The sequence below is a fragment of the Lactococcus fujiensis JCM 16395 genome (genome assembly GCF_002441655.1).
In the GTDB taxonomy this organism is placed as follows: domain Bacteria; phylum Bacillota; class Bacilli; order Lactobacillales; family Streptococcaceae; genus Lactococcus; species Lactococcus fujiensis.
In genome coordinates this window covers 12,213-30,594 of sequence record NZ_JXJU01000008.1, presented here as the reverse complement: position 1 = coordinate 30,594, position 18,382 = coordinate 12,213, and the positions used below count along the sequence as shown (strand labels likewise).

22 protein-coding genes, 2 pseudogenes and 1 riboswitch are annotated in these 18,382 nt (G+C 37.5%); of the genes and pseudogenes, 23 read left to right on the top strand and 1 reads right to left on the bottom strand.

Translation table 11 applies throughout. The annotated features are described in order from the left end of the window. Window positions 1–76: 76 nt before the first annotated feature. From RT41_RS07090 to RT41_RS10655, 17 genes and pseudogenes are all read left to right on the top strand, one after another. The gene (locus RT41_RS07090; RefSeq protein WP_054639389.1) at window positions 77–460 is read left to right on the top strand and encodes an NAD(P)H-binding protein; all 384 of its coding nucleotides are present in this window, start codon (window positions 77–79) and stop codon (window positions 458–460) included. Continuing rightward, window positions 447–1,787 (top strand): MFS transporter, encoded by a 1,341-nt coding sequence (locus RT41_RS07085; RefSeq protein WP_096818469.1) that lies wholly within the window; start codon window positions 447–449, stop codon window positions 1,785–1,787. The genes RT41_RS07090 and RT41_RS07085 overlap by 14 nt, the downstream gene beginning before the upstream one ends. A 72-nt stretch (window positions 1,788–1,859) precedes the next feature. Further along, entirely contained in the window at window positions 1,860–2,702 is an 843-nt protein-coding gene (locus RT41_RS07080; RefSeq protein ID WP_096818467.1) for an aldo/keto reductase, read from the top strand. Between the two features lie 24 nt (window positions 2,703–2,726). Beyond that, on the top strand, window positions 2,727–3,770 hold the full coding sequence (locus RT41_RS07075) for a zinc-dependent alcohol dehydrogenase family protein (RefSeq protein ID WP_096818464.1): 1,044 nt from the start codon (window positions 2,727–2,729) through the stop codon (window positions 3,768–3,770). Between the two features lie 388 nt (window positions 3,771–4,158). After that, a pseudogene (locus tag RT41_RS07070) lies at window positions 4,159–4,491 on the top strand (NAD(P)H-binding protein); the annotation flags it as partial. A 141-nt stretch (window positions 4,492–4,632) separates the two neighbouring features. Further along, entirely contained in the window at window positions 4,633–4,950 is a 318-nt protein-coding gene (locus tag RT41_RS07065; RefSeq protein ID WP_054639387.1) for a carboxymuconolactone decarboxylase family protein, read from the top strand. 269 nt (window positions 4,951–5,219) lie between these two features. Beyond that, window positions 5,220–5,630: a cupin domain-containing protein gene (locus RT41_RS07060; protein ID WP_096818462.1), complete on the top strand. Its 411-nt coding sequence runs from the start codon at window positions 5,220–5,222 to the stop codon at window positions 5,628–5,630. Window positions 5,631–5,775: 145 nt separating this feature from the next. After that, window positions 5,776–6,345, top strand: coding sequence for a TMEM175 family protein (locus RT41_RS07055; protein WP_054639386.1), 570 nt, complete (start codon window positions 5,776–5,778; stop codon window positions 6,343–6,345). Beyond that, the gene (locus RT41_RS10760) at window positions 6,342–6,560 is read left to right on the top strand and encodes a MerR family transcriptional regulator (RefSeq protein WP_252899471.1); all 219 of its coding nucleotides are present in this window, start codon (window positions 6,342–6,344) and stop codon (window positions 6,558–6,560) included. The genes RT41_RS07055 and RT41_RS10760 overlap by 4 nt, the downstream gene beginning before the upstream one ends. Window positions 6,561–6,883: 323 nt before the next feature. Continuing rightward, on the top strand, window positions 6,884–7,324 hold the full coding sequence (locus tag RT41_RS07045) for a deoxycytidylate deaminase (RefSeq protein ID WP_054639385.1): 441 nt from the start codon (window positions 6,884–6,886) through the stop codon (window positions 7,322–7,324). Window positions 7,325–7,406: 82 nt separating this feature from the next. Continuing rightward, window positions 7,407–8,150 carry an acyl-ACP thioesterase domain-containing protein gene (locus tag RT41_RS07040; protein ID WP_096818457.1) on the top strand — a complete coding sequence of 248 codons (744 nt, stop codon included), beginning with the start codon at window positions 7,407–7,409 and terminating at the stop codon, window positions 8,148–8,150. A 20-nt stretch (window positions 8,151–8,170) separates the two neighbouring features. Beyond that, a complete protein-coding gene (locus tag RT41_RS07035) occupies window positions 8,171–8,938 on the top strand; it encodes a TIGR01457 family HAD-type hydrolase (RefSeq protein ID WP_096818455.1) in 768 nt (255 codons plus the stop codon). A 26-nt stretch (window positions 8,939–8,964) separates the two neighbouring features. Continuing rightward, window positions 8,965–9,582: a TIGR01906 family membrane protein gene (locus RT41_RS07030; protein ID WP_096818560.1), complete on the top strand. Its 618-nt coding sequence runs from the start codon at window positions 8,965–8,967 to the stop codon at window positions 9,580–9,582. Window positions 9,583–9,773: 191 nt separating this feature from the next. Further along, window positions 9,774–10,763: a GMP reductase gene (gene guaC / locus RT41_RS07025; protein WP_054639384.1), complete on the top strand. Its 990-nt coding sequence runs from the start codon at window positions 9,774–9,776 to the stop codon at window positions 10,761–10,763. An 88-nt stretch (window positions 10,764–10,851) separates the two neighbouring features. Next, window positions 10,852–10,949: riboswitch (purine riboswitch) on the top strand. Window positions 10,950–11,057: 108 nt separating this feature from the next. After that, a complete protein-coding gene (locus tag RT41_RS07020; protein ID WP_096818453.1) occupies window positions 11,058–11,654 on the top strand; it encodes a xanthine phosphoribosyltransferase in 597 nt (198 codons plus the stop codon). 20 nt (window positions 11,655–11,674) lie between these two features. After that, window positions 11,675–12,994 (top strand): nucleobase:cation symporter-2 family protein, encoded by a 1,320-nt coding sequence (locus tag RT41_RS07015; protein ID WP_096818451.1) that lies wholly within the window; start codon window positions 11,675–11,677, stop codon window positions 12,992–12,994. A 486-nt stretch (window positions 12,995–13,480) separates the two neighbouring features. Further along, a pseudogene (locus tag RT41_RS10655) lies at window positions 13,481–13,885 on the top strand (HU family DNA-binding protein). Window positions 13,886–13,959: 74 nt separating this feature from the next. On the opposite strand, the gene RT41_RS07005 reads toward RT41_RS10655, so the two are convergent. Next, on the bottom strand, window positions 13,960–14,463 hold the full coding sequence (locus RT41_RS07005) for a tRNA (cytidine(34)-2'-O)-methyltransferase (RefSeq protein ID WP_054639381.1): 504 nt from the start codon (window positions 14,461–14,463) through the stop codon (window positions 13,960–13,962). Window positions 14,464–14,776: 313 nt separating this feature from the next. On the opposite strand from RT41_RS07005, the gene RT41_RS07000 reads away from it, so the two are divergent. The 6 genes from RT41_RS07000 to folK all read left to right on the top strand — a co-directional run bounded on the left by RT41_RS07000 (window position 14,777) and on the right by folK (window position 18,370). Further along, the gene (locus RT41_RS07000; protein ID WP_054639380.1) at window positions 14,777–15,274 is read left to right on the top strand and encodes a dihydrofolate reductase; all 498 of its coding nucleotides are present in this window, start codon (window positions 14,777–14,779) and stop codon (window positions 15,272–15,274) included. A 39-nt stretch (window positions 15,275–15,313) separates the two neighbouring features. After that, window positions 15,314–15,484, top strand: a complete 171-nt coding sequence (locus tag RT41_RS06995; RefSeq protein ID WP_096818449.1) for a hypothetical protein — start codon at window positions 15,314–15,316, stop codon at window positions 15,482–15,484. Between the two features lie 15 nt (window positions 15,485–15,499). Beyond that, on the top strand, window positions 15,500–16,786 hold the full coding sequence (gene clpX / locus RT41_RS06990) for an ATP-dependent Clp protease ATP-binding subunit ClpX (protein ID WP_096818447.1): 1,287 nt from the start codon (window positions 15,500–15,502) through the stop codon (window positions 16,784–16,786). A gap of 92 nt (window positions 16,787–16,878) precedes the next feature. Further along, on the top strand, window positions 16,879–17,460 hold the full coding sequence (gene yihA, locus RT41_RS06985; protein ID WP_096818446.1) for a ribosome biogenesis GTP-binding protein YihA/YsxC: 582 nt from the start codon (window positions 16,879–16,881) through the stop codon (window positions 17,458–17,460). A 64-nt stretch (window positions 17,461–17,524) separates the two neighbouring features. Next, on the top strand, window positions 17,525–17,875 hold the full coding sequence (folB, locus tag RT41_RS06980) for a dihydroneopterin aldolase (RefSeq protein ID WP_096818444.1): 351 nt from the start codon (window positions 17,525–17,527) through the stop codon (window positions 17,873–17,875). A 6-nt stretch (window positions 17,876–17,881) separates the two neighbouring features. After that, the gene (gene folK / locus RT41_RS06975; RefSeq protein ID WP_054639379.1) at window positions 17,882–18,370 is read left to right on the top strand and encodes a 2-amino-4-hydroxy-6-hydroxymethyldihydropteridine diphosphokinase; all 489 of its coding nucleotides are present in this window, start codon (window positions 17,882–17,884) and stop codon (window positions 18,368–18,370) included. Window positions 18,371–18,382 lie beyond the last annotated feature (12 nt).

Genomic DNA, 18,382 nt, shown 5'->3' with positions numbered 1-18,382 from the left:
GCATAGTAAGGTCAAAAATAAGCATTTCTCAGGAGTGCTTTTTTGTTTTATACTGTTCAATGTGAAAGGAGCAGGTATGAAAATATTAATTGTTGGCGCGGCTGGAAAAATTGGACGAGATTTAACGCAAAGGATCTTGGAGAACACTTCATGGCAATTAGCACTACTGGCAAGAAATGCGGATGGAAGGATTGATCTGGTATCGGACCGAATTCAATTGATTTCGGGGGATGCATATGATCCGTTTATTTGTCATGTGGCAGCTGAAGGGGTGGATGCAGTTGTAATCACCTGTCAAAATGGCGTCATCTTAAGTTATTTTCTTGAACAAAATGTTCCCCTTATTGCAATATTGGCCTGTGACGTTCAACGTCACGAAGGTTTTCTGCAATTCAAGAGTGCTGCAGCTTGTTTTGACTTGCTCTTAGAAAATGAAAGGGTAAAATATGGAAAAGAGTAAAAAATTAGGACTTCCTTTAGTCATCGTCTTGATGTCTTATTTTTTAATTTTGATGGATAATTCGATCATTTTTACAAGTACTTTGAAGATTGCTTCGAATCTGAGAATGAATGAAATACAATTATCATGGGTTTCTAATGCTTATACCATTACTTTTGGCGGTTTTTTATTGCTAGCGGGTCGTTTGGGTGATTTATTGGGACGTAAAATTATTTTTATGATTGGTTTAGCAATCTTCGCTACTGCAAGTTTAAGTATCGCTCTGACTCAATCTGGAACACAAATGATTGTTTGGCGAGCCATTCAAGGTCTCGGGTCAGCCATTATTGCACCGACATCATTGGCACTCTTAATGGATTATTACAGTGGTCAATTGAGAACGAAAGCCATTGCATCTTATGGGGTAACTGCAGGAATTGGAGCTTCAGTAGGATTGCTTTTAGGAGGTTGGTTGACTTCGGCGGTAACATGGCGTGCCGGTTTTCTTATCAATGTCCCTCTCTCGTTGATTTTAATTTTGATGACTTGGAAAGTGATTGAAAAAGGAAAAAAGCGAAAGCAACGCATTGACTGGGGAGGAAGTTTGGCCTCAGTGCTGATTGCACTCTTATTTGTCTATGGTATCACAACAGGTGGTTGGCTATTAATCATCTTGTCACTTGTTGCATGTTTTGGATTTTATTGGTACGAACAGAGATTATCTTATGCGCTGATCCCGATGGAAATATTTAAGAATAAAGTCCGGACGGGAGCTTATTTAGCTAGATTTTTGTTTATGATGGCCATGTTAACATATTGGTTTATCCTTCCACAAATCATGCAAAATTTTTATCATTTTAGTCCTTTAGAAGCTGGCATGGGCTTTCTGCCATTAACACTTGTTGGGTTTTTCTCAGCACTGGTTTTGCCTCAATTGACTGAAAAATGGGGAAATCAATTTCTATTAATTGTTGGGCAGAGTATTCTCTTACTAGGGATGCTTCTGACAGCTTTGATGAATCCTGCTCATGGTTATTGGCTGGCAATTGGTTTACCAATGTTCATTGTAGGTTTAGGACAAGGTTGGTTATTGGCTCCATTAACTGCAGCAGGTGTGGAAGATGTCGCGCCTGAATTATCTGGTGCGGCATCTGGTCTGACAAATATGATGCACCAGTTAGGTGGTCCAGTTGGACTTTCGCTAGTTGTTTTAGCAACGGCAAAGATTAAAAATACCTTGTTGTATTATCATGTTGTCATGGGCTTCGTGGTTCTATTTTTAACCCTAGGTCTCATTGTTCTATATGTCACAAATTATGCTTTTGGAGCATATCATCCGTCAAATTAAGCATTTGTTATTAGCGATAGAATGATTTATAATCATCTTATAAATCTGAAATGAGGAAAGTAAAAAAGTAAAATGAATAAAAAAATAAAATTAAATAATGGTCTAGAAATGCCTCAACTTGGCTTGGGGGTTTACCAAATTCCTGAAGGTCAAGCGACATATGATGCGGTTAGTCTTGCTTTGCGGCTTGGTTATCGTCACATTGATACAGCTCACGCCTATCAGAACGAGAAAAGTGTTGGTCAAGCCATTAATGATTCTGGTATTGAACGGAATGACATTTGGGTGACCAGTAAATTGTGGCCTACTGAATATGCTGACCCTACGGCAATTGATCGCATGTTGAAGCGACTCGGTTTAGAGCACATTGACTTGGTCCTTCTCCACCAACAAGTTGGCAATGTTGATGCAGGCTGGAAAATGCTAGAAAAAGCCTACTTAGATGGGAAAGTAAAAGCCATTGGAATTTCTAATTTTGACGGGCCTCGGTTGACCAAAATTTTTGACTCAGCAAAAATAAAGCCGCAAATTATTCAGGTGGAGATGCATCCCTATCAACAACAGAAAGATCTCAAAGCATACCTTGCACCTTATAGAACGGTCATGGAAGCTTGGTATCCTTTGGGTCATGGAGATAAGGTATTGCTTGAAGAACCTTTATTTGCTGAATTAGGAGAAAAATATGGGAAATCGGCGGCACAAATTATTCTCCGCTGGCATTTGCAAGAAGGAATTGTGATTTTCCCACGTTCAACATCAGAAGTTCATTTGGCGGAAAATTTGGATGTCTATGATTTTGAACTGGAACCGTCAGAGCTGACAGAAATAGAAGCGATGGATAAAAATAAAGCCTATTTTGAGCTTCCCTATGAAGAGCAAGTTCAACGTTTTTTGGCATGGACAATTGAAGATTAATTTTTATACAAAAAGGAGAAAAAAATGAAAGCAGCTTATTTTGAAAGTGCAGGAAAAATAGATGTTCGTGACGTGGAAAAACCAAAACTCAAAAATTCAACAGACGCAATCATTCGGATTGTTCGGGCTTGCGTTTGTGGGTCAGACTTGTGGTGGTTCCGAGGCATAACACAACGTCCCAGTGGTTTGGTTGGGCATGAAGCAATTGGGATTGTTGATTCAATTGGCTCAGCAGTCCACCAAATTAAAGTTGGAGATTTTGTTGTGGTTCCATTTACGCATGGTTGTGGTAAATGCAAAATTTGTTTGGCTGGTTTTGATGGCAACTGTCCGAATGTCGAAAAAGGTTCAAACGGGGGCTACCAAGCGGAATATTTACGTGCTATCAATGCTGACGGCGCCTTAATCAAAATTCCTGGTCAACCTGAGGATTATTCTTCAGAAATGTTAGCTTCATTAACCACACTTGCGGATGTGATGCCAACTGGTTTTCATGCGGCTGATTCGGCAGAGGTCAAAGCTGGAGACACGGTTGTTGTCTTTGGTGATGGAGCCGTTGGTCTTTGTGCAGTCATAGGTGCAAAGTTGCTTGGGGCTTCTCGAATCATCATGATGAGTCGACATGAAGACAGAGCAAATTTAGCGCGGGACTTTGGAGCAACGGATGTCATTGCTGACAGAGGTGAGAAAGCAGTTGAAGCGGTACGATCATTAACTGATGGACTCGGCGCAGATGCAGTACTTGAATGCGTTGGAACAGCACAATCTATTGAAACAGCTTTTCAAGTGGCTCGCCCAGGTGCTATTGTAGGCCGTGTTGGCCTCCCACACGACATGAACTATAATCCTTATATGGACCAATTATTCATGAAGAATATTGGCATACGTGGCGGAATTGCTTCCGTCACATCAGATGTTAAGAACTTGTTACTTGAAAAAGTTCTGGATGGATCGATTGAACCAGGTCGTGTCTTTTCTCAAACTTACAAACTTGAAGAGATTCAGGCAGCTTATGTTGATATGGACCAACGCCGAACGATTAAGTCACTTTTAGCACTTTCTGATTAAATAAATTCATACTAATTATTTGCCTTCAAGTTTACTTGAAGGCTTATATTTTGCTTATATAAAAGAGCGAGTTTTAATTATTCGTAAGGAGGTATTTATGGCAAAAATTTTATTGATTAATGCAAGTAGTGAAAGCGGATAGACCACACCTCTTGGTGTCAGCACTTACAAAAATGTTGTCAAATTTGACGGAAATGTCACACAGGCCAAAGATTTAGAGCTTTTACGTCAAGCTGTCAAAAACCAAGATTTTATCTATGTGAATTTTGACAATGGGCAAGCAACGTCAAATTTGACGGAAGTGCTTGTCCCTTCGCAGCACGTGCTTATCGCGGCGGCGCTCGGTGTGCATGATGAAGTCGCTGGCAAATAAGGCGACTGGAACAAGCGCATGATGGGCGCAGGAATTGACCGCCACAAGGAAAGCTATGTCGTGCTCAAGGCGTCAAATCTGAACTATACATACATTCGCCAGCCTTGGCTGTACAACGATAATCAGAAGACCGATTATGTCAAATTGGCTGAATCGGAGCCTTTTATCGGCGTGCAGATGACGCGCCAAGCCGTGGTACATTATATCATGGACTTGATTGCCAGTCCCGAACTAGACAATTGCGCCAGCATTGGTCTATGGGAGCCTGGCTCGGAAAATAAAGCCAAACCTGATTTTGTCGAAATGGAATTGGCTAAGCTGCTGGAGTTTTTGAGCACACGACTTTAATCCAAATATGAAATGATTAGAAGGAAAAATTTTCAGTAGTAAAAAGGATGCTTTCAGAGCATAATTATCTTTTAAATAAGCATTTCATTTATCGAGCAATCGGTAGTATAATCAATTTATCTAAAAGAAAAGAGAAATAACATGAAAAAAATTACAGCAGGACGAGACAATTTAGGTGAATTTGCTCCTGATTTTGCTCACTATAATGATGATGTTTTATTCGGTGAAGTTTGGGCAAACCCTGTCCTTGCACCGCACGAACGTAGCCTCATTACAATTTCCGCACTTATGGCACAAGGCTTATTTCCGCAACTGGAAAGTCACTTCAAAATGGGTAAGGAAAATGGTGTAACCAAGGACGAAATCATAGCTCTCATTACACAATTGGCCTTTTATACAGGTTGGCCAAAGGCTTGGTCTGCCTTTAATTTGGCAAAAGAGATTTGGAAAGAAGATTAACGAAGATTGGGACGTTTCTCGTCGTAGACCCATCTGTTTCTCTCGGAAAAAGTCATGGATTAGCGTTATGTGTGCCCTCATGACTTTGCACAAAGAGCACTGCTGGGTTACATAAGGTCCTAATTGGTAGTTGATTAAGTGACCCGTGGGAATGATGTAAAGCTGTCAGGAATGACAGGGGTGATAAGTCAACTTTTATTGTTATCAATAATGACCACTACAGAAAATAGAGGTTTCGGGATAAAATAGCCCGAATAGAAAGCAAACAAATGACAGATAACAAAGACTTGCAATCTCTTTTCGGATTGGGAGACAAAAATGATGCTTTTGCGAAGTATTTTATTGGACAGTCCTACCTTAAACACTTGGTTGATCCCCATGACAATATTGATTTCGGCGTCGGTGTTGTCACTTTTGAGCCTAGATGTCGTAATAATTGGCACATTCATCGTGAGGGTTACCAAATTTTGTTGGTGACAGATGGCGAAGGTTGGTATCAAGAATGGGGACAAGCAGCTCGAAAAATTAAAAAAGGAGATGTGATTGTCACACATGACGGGATTAAACATTGGCATGGTGCTAGTTCCAAACATAGCATGACACATTTGGCTTTGACAGCTGGCAAAGCAGAGTGGTTGGAGCCTGTAAGTGACGACACTTATGACAAACTTGATAAATAAACAAGACTTCAAGTGAAGTCTTTTTAATATTAAAAAGATGAATTCTCGACGCCTATTAAATTTACAATAGCTTATGAAAAGAGTAAAATGAATGGACAAAGTTAAAAATAGAAAATATTTTTCAGTTAAGAATGTGAGGTGAATAATGACTAAGGACCGCCTAATTGCTTTTACCGATGCAGTAATTGCTATCGTGATGACGATTTTAGTCTTGGGACTTAAGGAACCTTCGGACGCCACTTGGCAAGCACTAGCTGTATTATTACCCAATTATTTTACATATGCCCTCTCTTTTTTCTGGATTGGAACAATGTGGGTCAACCTGCACAATACCTTTCAAAGGGTGCATCTCATCAGCCATAAAACGGTGTGGTGTTCGCTAGTTTTACTTTTTTTCAGTAGTTTTTTTCCTTATGCTGTTAATTTTGCAAGTGGCCATTTCACTGCAGTTGTAGCGCAAGAATTCTATGGGATTATCGTCATTTTGATTACCCTCTCCAATTTTTTGCTTTATTATTTAGCGAGTAAAGATAACGATGATGCTTCAATTTTCGGAATGCGCTACAAAAGAATAGCTGATTTTTGCTTGAAAATTGTCGGACTATCCTTTGGTTTAATTTATCCCCCGGCAGTAATGATTGGTGTTTTGCTTGCGGGGATCCTTTTTATCCCACCTCATGATTTTTGGCAAAGATTATTAAAGGAAAGTAAATGAACATAAAAAAAGTTTCGGAGCTGTTGAAGATTTCACCCGCAACAATAAGATATTATGAAGAAATAAAGGTTATCCCACCAATCAAGCACAACACTTCTGGTTATCGTAATTTTAGCAATGCTGATTTGAATTGGATATATTTAGTGAAAACGCTTCGGGAAGCAGGCTTATCGATTGAGTCACTACAAGATTTTGCTGCTTTATCACAAGCGTAACCGACTTTTAGTAGAACGCAGGCACAGAAGCATATCCTTAAGAACCAATTGGATGAGATGGATCAAAAAATAGCTCAATTGAAAAAATCACATGACCTCTTATAATATAAATTAACTACCTTCGATGACCACATCGAGATGTTCCTTAGTGGGGAATGGAATGAAGATCATCTTGAGCCACTTAGGAAGAAAAAATTTTAAACCCCGAAAGATTGAAAAAACGTCCGACAATAATTGGCATCAATCAAATTATTCCCTGAATAGTAAAATCAGAAAATATTTTTGCTATAATAGAGCAATCGATAACATAATAAGGAGAACTTATGACAGAACAATTTGTGCGCCCTACTCGTGACGAATATTTTAAGGAAATTGTACAAGTCGTTGCTAAAAGATCGACCTGTACCCATGCCCAGGTTGGCGCTTTATTAGTCAGTCCAAGTGGACAACTTTTGTCAACCGGCTACAATGGTGCAGTATCAGGGATGCCACATTGCACAGATGTGGGCTGTTTAGAAGATAAATATGGGCATTGTATCGCGACAGTTCATGCCGAACAAAACGCAATTGCGCAAGCTGCCAAACATGGCGTTTCTCCAGAGGGGGCAATTCTTTACACGACACTCTTTCCTTGCTTAGCCTGCTTAAAATTAGTTTTGGCTGCGGGAGTTAAAGAAATTAAATACATTGACGAATATCACGCGAAAGATCCTTATGAAGAACAATTGCTTCATACCCTAAGTATTGATTGTTCTCAAATTTAAGATTAAAATGAGCAATATATGAAAGTTGCTCATTTTTTTGTTAAAATGTAAGCAGTGAATTTTGTTTTCAAAAGGGGGAAAAATGGGAATTCTTTATCAACAGAACTATCGGGTGCCTTTCTATGAGAGTGACACATTTAAACAAATGAAAATTTCAAGTCTACTCGCCGTCGCTTTACAAATTTCAGGTGAACAATCGGAAGCGCTAGGGCGCTCAGACGTTTGGGTAGCGGAAAACTATAATAATTTCTGGGCGGTCATCGAATATGAGCTTAATATTCAACGTTTACCTCGTTTTGACGAAGCGATTATTATTGAAACCGAAGCCATCTCATACAATAAGTTTTTCTGCTATCGTAACTTTTGGTTCAAGAACCAAGAAGGAAAAACACTTGTAAAGATAACCTCAACTTGGGTACTTATGAACCGTGAAAATCGTAAAATTGAACGTGTTGCAGATGAGATAGTGGCACCATATGAATCTGAGAAAATAAGCAAAATTATTCGACCTCACAAATTTAAAAAAGCAGCTTCGTTTGAAGAGGCCGAAGCGGTTGTTTATCCTGTTCGTTTTTCCGATTTAGACATGAATGGTCATGTCAACAATGCCAAGTATTACGACTGGGCAAGCGATATGGTCGATTTTGACTTCCGAAAAACGCACCAACCTAAGCAGATATTTATCAAATATAATCATGAAATTTTATATGGGACTGACATCCATGCTCAGATGGAATTTGAGAGCAACGTTTCTCACCATAACTTAAATGATGACAGTGCACAGATTGAAATCAGCTGGGAGAAAGTTTCTGAAAATCAACAATAAAGAAGAAAGCATAAAGAATAATGAAAAAATATAAAGGTTACTTGATTGATTTAGATGGGACAATCTACATGGGAAACAACCGAATCCCTGCAGGTGAAAGGTTTGTTCATCGTTTACAAGAAGCTCATATTCCCTATTTATTTTTGACTAATAATACGACAAAATCTCCTCGTGTCGTGCAAAAGCGATTATTGAATGAATTTAACATTGATACACCAGAAGACACTATTTATACTGCCAGTCTTGCAACGGTTGATTATATGAATGACTTAGGTCTTGAAAAAACGGTCTATATTATTGGGGAAGATGGGCTTAAAGAAGCCATTTATGAAGCTGGCTATAAGAAAGACCGCGAAAATCCTGCCTATGTTGTTGTTGCACTAGATACAGATTTGACCTATGAAATGTTGGCTTTAGCCACCTTTGCCATCCAAAAGGGAGCAAAATTTATTGGAACGAATCCAGATTTGAATTTACCAAGTCATCGTGGCCTTTTGCCAGGTGCTGGAAGTTTAATTACCATGCTTGAAGCAGCTACGCGCGTGAAAGCCACTTATATTGGTAAGCCAGAGGCGATTATTGCTGACAAAGCTGTTGAACACCTTGGTCTTGTTAAAAGCGATCTTTTGATGGTGGGAGACAATTATTTGACCGATATTAAAACTGGGCTCAATAATGATATAGACTCATTATTGGTAACCACTGGCTTTACGAAACCAGAAGAAGTCCCTCATTTGCCACTTGCTCCAACTTATGTTGTGGCAAGTCTTGATGAATGGGAGGTTTAGTACAACATAAAGAAAGAAGTGAAGCTGTGCGCGATAAATTTATTTTTACCGGCTCGATATTGTGGATTATTGCAACCTCGGTCATTGTTACCATCCTATTGGCTATTCCATTATTTGGCTTAGAAATACCGCTATATCATTTAACAGAAGCAGCACAAATGTCTGGGAGCCGATTGTGGCATAACTTCCTTGTGCTCATGAATTACTTACTGAATCCCTTCATTGGTACTTTGAAGATGCCCGTTTTTCCTTCGTCTACAAGTGGTTTGAAACATTTTTCCGAAGTTAAGCATCTTTTTATGTTTGCCCTAAGTCTTGTTGTTTTATTGTTCCCCTTATTTGTCCTCTTTATCAAGGACAACTTACGAATTGTATTTCATAACGGCCTTCGTTTTATGATGTGGTTACCTATTTTAATAAGTCTTGTTGCTTTTTTAATCGGATTTGATCAGTTTTTTCTCTACTTTCATGAAGTCTTGTTCCGTGATAACACTTGGCTTTTTGATCCGGCCAAAGATCCAATCATTGATGTTCTTCCTGAACAATACTTTATGCACACCTTTTTAATCTTCGCAATCGTCTACGAAGCTATCTTTTATGGCCTATATCGAAAAGGCTATTCACGAATAAAAAGAATGAAATAACAATAGAACAAAGCTAATTCCGAACGATTATTAAAATTCTGTCAGCAATGACAGAGTTTTTATTTCCTTTCATTCTCATTTAAGTTAGAATAAATAATGGAAGGTTTGGTGTGCAGAAGTTCTATTCAACCAAATTAGCGAAGCCATTGGCTAGGTCGGTATTCTGTAATCTAAAATAAAGTAGGACAACAATGAACAGTTTAAATTCAGTATTCGATTATGAAGATATTCAACTTATCCCAAATAAGTGTGTGATTAATAGTCGTTCAGAAGCAGATACAAGTGTCAAATTAGGAAAATATACGTTTAAAATTCCTGTTGTCCCTGCTAATATGCAAACCATTATTGATGAAACAATTGCTGAAAAACTTGCTAAAAATGGGTATTTTTATATCATGCACCGTTTTGAGGCCGACAAACGATTGGCTTTCGTCCAAAACATGCACGCTAAGAAATTGATTGCTTCAATATCAGTAGGAGTCAAAGGTGATGAACGTGATTTTGTCCGAGAATTATCTGAAAAGGCTGTTATTCCTGAATTCATCACCATTGATATTGCTCATGGTCACGCGAATTCAGTCATCGAAATGATCCAATTAATCAAACGTTTAATGCCTTCAGTTTTTGTTATTGCTGGAAATGTTGGGACACCAGAAGCAGTCCGTGAATTAGAAAATGCAGGTGCCGATGCGACAAAGGTAGGAATTGGACCGGGTAAAGTCTGCATCACTAAAGTGAAAACAGGTTTTGGTACAGGTGGATGGCAATTAGCAGCAGTCCGTTGGTGTGCTAAAGCCGCCAGTAAACCTATTATAGCGGATGGTGGAATTCGTACTCATGGGGACATTGCGAAATCGATTCGGATGGGCGCGACGATGGTCATGGTTGGTTCACTTTTTGCAGCACATGAAGAATCGCCAGGGAAAACCGTTGAAGTAGACGGCAAACTCTATAAAGAATATTATGGTTCAGCCTCTGAATATCAAAAAGGGGAACACAAAAATGTTGAAGGGAAAAAAATTCTTTTGCCACATAAAGGACGCCTTAAAGATACGCTAAAAGAAATGCAAGAAGACCTTCAAAGTTCAATTTCATACGCTGGTGGTCGTGATTTATCAGCACTTACAAAAGTAGATTATGTAGTGGTCAAAAATTCCATTTGGAATGGGGATTCAATTTGACCTATTGTTCGGCTTTTCGTTGAATTATCTAACAATTCAGTAAAATGTTCGTTTATGACGAACAATAAGATTGCTAAAATTAAAAAAAAAGACTATAATAAATAAATCTTATTTATACCCAGGATATGGCTGGGTGTTTCTACCTCACACCACAAACGTGAGACAATAAGAATTCATTTTTTGTTGCAATGTGACAAATTTGATTCTTTTTTGTACTTTAGAAACACCCTGTCATCCCTCATTTGTGAGGCCTAGCGAAAGCTGACAGGGTGTTTTTGTATTAAAGGAGAAGCAATGAAATTATTAGAAGACCGCATCAATTCTGACGGACGTATCCTTGGAGATAACATATTAAAAGTTGATAACTTTTTAACACACCAAGTGGATTACAATTTGATGAAAGCCATCGGTAAACGTTTTGCCGATGTTTACAAGAACAAGGGAATAACAAAAGTTGTCACCATTGAGGCAAGTGGAATTGCTCCTGCACTTTACACAGCTGAAAGCCTTGGAATCCCCATGATTTTTGCAAAAAAGGCGAAGAACGTGACCATGAATGAAGAATTGCTTACAACAGAAGTCTTCAGTTTCACTAAAAAGGTGACCTCTACAGTTTCCATTTCACGGAAGTTCTTATCATCTGATGATAAAGTTCTTATTATCGATGACTTTCTTGCTAATGGACAAGCAGCGCTTGGCCTCCTTAAATTAATTGAAGAAGCAAATGCACAGGCAGTTGGAGTAGGGATTGTTATCGAAAAATCTTTCCAAACAGGGCGGCAACTCCTTTTGGATAAAGGAGTTCAGTTGACATCACTCGCACGTATTGGCGCTTTTGAAGGAGGAAAAATAGTATTTGCTCCAGCAGATGATGTCAACTACGATAAATAAAATAGTTAAAGGAAAAGCTCATGTTTCAGAAAAATGAAAACAGTCAAACGCAAGCAGCTGTTCTAGGCTTGCAACATCTTTTAGCGATGTATTCAGGTTCGATTCTCGTTCCAATTATGATTGCATCTGCACTAAAATATTCACCAGAACAAATGACTTATCTCATTTCTACTGATATATTCATGTGTGGCTTAGCCACCTTATTGCAATTACAATTACGTAAACATTTCGGTATTGGGTTACCTGTTGTCCTCGGTGTTGCTTTTCAATCTGTAGCGCCACTGATTATTATCGGTGAAAAACATGGCTCTGGAGCTATGTTTGGCTCACTTATTGTTTCTGGAATCTTCGTGATGCTTATTTCAGGCATCTTTTCCAAAATACGGAAACTTTTCCCACCAATTGTTACTGGTTCAGTCATTACCACGATTGGCTTAAGTCTTATTCCTGTTGCCATTGGGAACATGGGAAATAATGTGACGAAGCCAACAAGTACAAGTTTAATCCTTGCTTTTTTCACGATTGCCCTTATCTTATTGATTAATATCTTTACTAAAGGCTTCATTCGGTCAATTGCGATTTTAATTGGTCTTGTTGGAGGAACCCTCCTCGCCGCATCAATGGGACTTGTAGACACAGCTGTTGTCGGACAAACTCCTTGGATTCATTTGCCACAACCTTTTTACTTCGCAGCACCAAAATTTTATTTTGTTGATAGCTTAATGATGATTATCATAGCCATTGTTTCTTTGGTAGAGTCAACAGGTGTATACTTAGCACTAGCTGATATCACGGGAGAAGAGTTATCAGAAACACGTTTGCGTAATGGCTACCGTGCTGAAGGATTTGCGGTAATGTTGGGCGGAATTTTCAACACATTTCCATATACAGGCTTTTCACAAAACGTTGGTTTAGTCCACCTCTCAGGAATAAAAACGCGGAAACCCCTTTACTATACAGCCGCTTTCCTTTTGGCTTTAGGGATTTTACCTAAATTTGCTGCGATTGCCCAACTGATTCCTGCTCCCGTACTCGGTGGAGCCATGCTGATTATGTTTGGGATGGTAGCAACGCAAGGTGTGAGAATGTTGGCGACAGTCAATTTCGAGGGAAATCAAAACTTACTTATTGTTGCGGTCTCAGTCGCAATGGGGGTTGGTTTTGATTCCACCAGCCTATTTTCTAGCTTACCTCAGTTCATTCAACCGTTTATCTCTAATGGGATTGTCATGAGTACTCTAGCTGCAATTGTTCTTAATCTTATTTTTAACCATAAGAAAAAAGAAGTTGTGAACAATCACGCATCAGAACAAGTCTTAGAATCAGTTAAAGTTCAATAATAAAAAAGACCAGTAGGTCTTATTTTTTTATCTTGTTTTAAGAGTAAATTTCTACACATTGCAGTAAAATTTTGAGGATGATGGTCGGAATAATTGAGTTCTTACGATTTGATTCTCATTTTTTTCACACTTAAAATCATATCGTCGAATGTTTCTAAAATCCTTTTGTTCTTCAGACTAGTTCTTAAATAACAGTTCATCATCAAGAAAAAATGACTGCGTTAAGTCACTTAAACTTGTATATGGTTTGGGATTTGGAGACAAATCTATTATAATGAATACATAGGATAAAGCACTACAATAATAAAAAGTGAAGAAAGTGAAGCCTGTTTATTATATTAGGAAGGCGTTAGTTTTAAATTTTATTCGCTTGAATTAAATTTAAATATAGTTTAATTTTCACTAATTCTAAGCATGAATTTTTAATGATTAGTTCAGTTTTGAATTATGAATTAGGGATCAATTTTTATAGAAGGAGGTGACCAAATGGTTGCTCATTATAAGATTATTCAAAAGCATAACCCTAACAATGGAGATGAGCCAAAAAAGTATTACGGCAAACTCATCCGAATGCGAACACTCTCCACACCAGATGTTGTTCATCAAATTATGGAACGATCATCCCTCAAAGAAGGAGATATCACCTCCGTACTAATGAATCTTGCAAAAGTAATTAATTACAATTTAATGCTTGGTGATGCAGTTAAGTTATAACATCTTGGGACTTTTTCAATCAATTTGATGAGCCGTGGGGCAGTGTCACCAGAAAAATTTACTCTTTCACAACATCTTAAAGGGAAAAAAATTAATTTTTTACCAGACAAAATGATGAAAGACAACCTAAAGAACATGGTCTTGACCCGTCAAAAATTAGATGATCCAATAAGATAATTCACGCTGTTTTAAAAATCCCCCTTCAATAATTTTAGAAGGGGGATTAATATTGAATGTTCAGTTTGATTTATTTATTTTAATTTATCGTGCTCATAAGTGTGAACAAGTTCAAGGCCAGCAAAACTCTGTTGACGCAATGCTTCATAAACCATCATGCAAGCACAATTTGAAAGATTTAATGCACGAACATGAGTATCGTTCATTGGAATTCGAATGCACTCATCTCGGTGTTCATGCATAAACGCTTCAGGGAGTCCAGTGTCTTCTCGACCTAATAAGAAATAGTGGTTTTCATCTGTGTTAGAATAGTCAACATCCGAATAGACATGTTCTGCAAATTTACTCACCAAATAGAGTTTACCATCTACAGAATCTATGAAGTCTTGCAAATTATCATGATAGACGATATTAACTTTATCCCAATAATCAAGTCCCGCACGTTTCAAATGTTTATCTGTGATTTCAAATCCAAATGGTCGTATGAGATGAAGAACAGTGTTGGTTGCCGCACAGGTTCTGGCAATATTCCCTGTATTAAAATGGATTCTTGGTTCAAAAAGTGCAATATGATTCATTTTTTCTCTTTTCCTTATTCTTTCTTTTAATATTTTAGCACAATAAAAAGAATTAAGGTGAGCTTGAAAATAAAAAAACTAGATACCTCGGAGTCAAGCTCAGCAAGAAATCTAGTTGGGGGATTAATTTGCTTTAATCATAACAGGAAAGATTGAAACAAATTAATGTAATTAATATAATAGCACTTCATCAACCATTTGTAAAGAATTTAACCCCTTTTTATCGAAAAAAACTTCAAAATGCACCAAATTGTTTAAATAAGGCTTTTTTTTGGTATAATATAAGAGTAATTCTGACAATCAGGAGGGAATAATGATATACGGAATCTGGGCAGAAGACGAGCATGGTTTAATTGGTCGTGATGGTAAATTGCCTTGGCGCTTACCAAAAGAACTCCAACATTTCAAACAGGTCACGATGAATCAAGTTCTCCTTATGGGACGAAAAACATTTGACGGAATGAATAAAAGAATTTTACCTGGCCGTCAAAGTATTGTGCTTACTCATGATTTAAATTATGAGAAAGAGAATAAAAATCTTCTCGTATTCCACAGTAAAGAAGAAGTTTTGGAATGGTATAAACAACAAGATAAAACACTTTTCATTACAGGGGGAGCAGAGATGTTTCGACTTTTTGAGAAGGACATGGATGGCTTCTATCGAACACTTGTCCATGGAACTTTTGTGGGTGATGCATACTTTCCAGAGGCATTTGATTTTCAAACTTTTCATGCAGTTGCTGAAGAAGATTTCGGAGTAGATGAGAAGAATGCTTATGCTTTTACGATCAAAAGATATGTAAGAAAGTGATGTCTTAATTAACAAAATTAAACAAATGGAAATAATCTGATGACAAAATCAATTTTTGGCCTTTTTACTGCTGTGATGGCCTGGGTATGCCTTATTATTATGGTGCAATGTTTTAGAAAAAAACGTTGGGGATTAGGGACGCTCTTTTTAATAAATGCTTTTACTAATTTAGTAAATTCAATTCATGCTTTTTATGGCATGCTCTTTTAAATATAGAAACGAAAAATGACAAATACAATACAACCTACTATTCATTGCTCTTTTTGTGGTAAAGCACAAGAAGACGTAAAAAAAATTATCGCTGGAAGTGATGTTTACATTTGTAATGAATGTATCGAGCTTTCAGTCCACATTCTTGAAGAAGAAGCAAAAGATGTCCTTGAATCGGAAATGCTTGAAGTTAAGACACCCAAAGAAATGATGGATCACTTGAATTCATACGTTATCGGTCAAGAAAAGGCAAAAAGAGCTCTCGCGGTAGCCGTTTACAATCATTATAAACGAATAAATTTTGCTGATTCAACTGAGGATAATATAGAATTACAAAAATCAAATATTTTGCTTATTGGTCCAACAGGTTCAGGAAAAACATTCCTTGCTCAAACATTAGCTAAAGCTTTAAATGTTCCATTTGCTATAACAGATGCAACGAGTTTGACTGAGGCTGGTTATGTTGGTGAAGATGTAGAAAATATTTTATTAAAGTTGTTACAAGCGAGTGATTACAATATTGAACGTGCTGAACGCGGCATCATTTATATTGATGAAATTGATAAAATTGCTAAGAAGTCCGAGAATGTTTCGATTACCCGTGACGTATCTGGCGAAGGTGTTCAGCAAGCGCTTTTGAAAATTATTGAAGGAACGATTGCGTCTGTTCCACCTCAAGGAGGACGAAAACATCCGAATCAAGAAATGATTCAAGTGAACACCAAGAATATTTTATTCATCGTTGGGGGTGCATTTGATGGGATTGAAGAAATCGTTAAGCAACGTTTGGGCGAAAAAATTATAGGCTTCGGGGCGAATAATTTGGCACTGAATGAAGGCGACTCGTATATGCAAGAAATTATTGCAGAAGACATTCAAAAATTTGGAATTATCCCTGAATTTATTGGTCGCTTACCTGTAGTTGCTGCTTTAGAACGCTTGACTGAAGAAGATTTGGTCCATATTTTGACTGAGCCTAAGAATGCACTTGTCAAACAATACCAACGACTTCTTTTCTTCGATGGTGTGGAACTTGAATTTGAACCGGAAGCCTTGCGCGCAATTGCCAATAAGGCAATCGAACGTAAAACAGGAGCGCGTGGCTTACGATCGATTATTGAGGAAGTCATGATGGATATTATGTTTGAAGTTCCAAGTGATGAATCCATAAAAAAAGTAATTATCACCGAAGCTGCTGTAAATGGGGCAGACGATCCTCTATTAATAAAAGAAACGACTAAAAAAGAACTCCCAGGAGTTGAAAACATTCCTGATAAAACAAGTGCGGAAGAAGAAGAATAAAAACTCCATTGATTGGAGTTTTTATTATCTTTTTTGATCCATTCTTATCCTAGTAAATTTACAAGTATTCTGTGGTATGATATAATGAAGGAATGAATTTGAATAATCTAAGACTAACAGTATCAGCACCTTCAAGTAAACAATATCCTGAATCTGACCTCCCAGAAATTGCACTTGCAGGGCGATCAAATGTTGGGAAATCAAGTTTTATCAATACATTATTGAATCGTAAAAATTTCGCGCGAACTTCCGCAAATCCCGGAAAAACACAGTTGTTAAATTTCTACAATATTGATGAAACGGTCCATTTTGTCGACGTCCCCGGATATGGCTATGCACGTGTTTCAAAGGGAGAACGTGAAAAATGGGGGAAAATGATCGAAGAATACTTGACCACTCGTGAAAATCTTAGAGCCGTTGTCAGTTTAGTTGATATTAGACATGAGCCTTCAGAAGATGATTGTATGATGTATGAATTCTTGAAATATTATCATATTCCAGTAATTTTGGTTGCTACAAAATCTGACAAGGTTCCACGTGGCAAATGGAATCGTCAGGAATCAATCATTAGAAAAGCATTGAAATTTGATAGTACGGATGACTTTATTATTTTCTCATCTACGGATAAAACTGGCTTAGATGAGGCATGGCGAGCTATCGAAAAATTTATTTGATTATTGAAAGGCTATGAGAGCTCATAGCTTTTTCTAACATTTAAAGTTGATTAAGGGAGTAAAAATGTTCCAGATTAAACTAAATAAGATGAAATTTAAAGCACATATTGGTGTGCTTAAAGAGGAAAAAATTGTTGGGCAAAATTTGGAAATTGATTTGGTAGTAAATACAAATTTTAATTTTTCAGGCCATGATGACCTTCGTGATACACTAAGTTATGTTCAATTTTATGAAGTGACGGAGAAAATTGTTGAAGAATCTCGGGCTGACTTAATAGAAAAACTGGCTTACGACATCATTCATCAAGTGAAAGCATTGGATACAAGAATTGATTCTGTAGAAATCCATTTGCGTAAATTAGCAGTGCCAATTGATGGAATTTTTGATGCTGCAGAAGTCGTTATGAAAGCGTAGGTTCTAATGAATGATGTCTATCTCAGCCTGGGGAGTAATCTGGGACAAAGGTATGAAAATCTCGTAGCTGCGATTAATCTGTTAAGTAGAAATGAGCAGGTTACACTTGTAAAGCGCTCATCTTTCTATCAGACCTCACCTGTTGGTGGGGTTGTTCAAGATGATTTTATCAATATGGCATTGCATCTTGAGACGAGTTTAAGTGGCTATGATTTGCTTCAATTAATTCATGATATTGAACATGAATTGAAAAGGGTTCGAAAGATACATTGGGGACCACGAACAATTGATATTGATATTCTTTTCTTTAATGAATTAGTTTCTAATGACAAGATATTGACACTGCCTCACCCAGAAGTTTTCCATCGCTTATTTGTCTTGGTTCCCTTATTAGAAATCATTGATTCTCATTTTTACCAATACAATCATGTTCTTAAGGCAATTGAACATCTAAGTACAAGTCAACAAGCCATAGAAAAAATTAATTTTGATTAATCATTTATGAAG

Bases quoted from the DNA above. Each gene is read 5' to 3' on its own strand.
- RT41_RS07090 (WP_054639389.1), top strand. From the start codon at position 77: ATGAAAATATTAATTGTTGGCGCGGCTGGAAAAATTGGACGAGATTTA.
- RT41_RS07085 (WP_096818469.1), top strand. From the start codon at position 447: ATGGAAAAGAGTAAAAAATTAGGACTTCCTTTAGTCATCGTCTTGATG.
- RT41_RS07080 (WP_096818467.1), top strand. From the start codon at position 1,860: ATGAATAAAAAAATAAAATTAAATAATGGTCTAGAAATGCCTCAACTT.
- RT41_RS07075 (WP_096818464.1), top strand. From the start codon at position 2,727: ATGAAAGCAGCTTATTTTGAAAGTGCAGGAAAAATAGATGTTCGTGAC.
- RT41_RS07065 (WP_054639387.1), top strand. From the start codon at position 4,633: ATGAAAAAAATTACAGCAGGACGAGACAATTTAGGTGAATTTGCTCCT.
- RT41_RS07060 (WP_096818462.1), top strand. From the start codon at position 5,220: ATGACAGATAACAAAGACTTGCAATCTCTTTTCGGATTGGGAGACAAA.
- RT41_RS07055 (WP_054639386.1), top strand. From the start codon at position 5,776: ATGACTAAGGACCGCCTAATTGCTTTTACCGATGCAGTAATTGCTATC.
- RT41_RS10760 (WP_252899471.1), top strand. From the start codon at position 6,342: ATGAACATAAAAAAAGTTTCGGAGCTGTTGAAGATTTCACCCGCAACA.
- RT41_RS07045 (WP_054639385.1), top strand. From the start codon at position 6,884: ATGACAGAACAATTTGTGCGCCCTACTCGTGACGAATATTTTAAGGAA.
- RT41_RS07040 (WP_096818457.1), top strand. From the start codon at position 7,407: ATGGGAATTCTTTATCAACAGAACTATCGGGTGCCTTTCTATGAGAGT.
- RT41_RS07035 (WP_096818455.1), top strand. From the start codon at position 8,171: ATGAAAAAATATAAAGGTTACTTGATTGATTTAGATGGGACAATCTAC.
- guaC (WP_054639384.1), top strand. From the start codon at position 9,774: ATGAACAGTTTAAATTCAGTATTCGATTATGAAGATATTCAACTTATC.
- RT41_RS07020 (WP_096818453.1), top strand. From the start codon at position 11,058: ATGAAATTATTAGAAGACCGCATCAATTCTGACGGACGTATCCTTGGA.
- RT41_RS07015 (WP_096818451.1), top strand. From the start codon at position 11,675: ATGTTTCAGAAAAATGAAAACAGTCAAACGCAAGCAGCTGTTCTAGGC.
- RT41_RS07005 (WP_054639381.1), bottom strand. From the start codon at position 14,463: ATGAATCATATTGCACTTTTTGAACCAAGAATCCATTTTAATACAGGG.
- RT41_RS07000 (WP_054639380.1), top strand. From the start codon at position 14,777: ATGATATACGGAATCTGGGCAGAAGACGAGCATGGTTTAATTGGTCGT.
- RT41_RS06995 (WP_096818449.1), top strand. From the start codon at position 15,314: ATGACAAAATCAATTTTTGGCCTTTTTACTGCTGTGATGGCCTGGGTA.
- clpX (WP_096818447.1), top strand. From the start codon at position 15,500: ATGACAAATACAATACAACCTACTATTCATTGCTCTTTTTGTGGTAAA.
- yihA (WP_096818446.1), top strand. From the start codon at position 16,879: ATGAATTTGAATAATCTAAGACTAACAGTATCAGCACCTTCAAGTAAA.
- folB (WP_096818444.1), top strand. From the start codon at position 17,525: ATGTTCCAGATTAAACTAAATAAGATGAAATTTAAAGCACATATTGGT.
- folK (WP_054639379.1), top strand. From the start codon at position 17,882: ATGAATGATGTCTATCTCAGCCTGGGGAGTAATCTGGGACAAAGGTAT.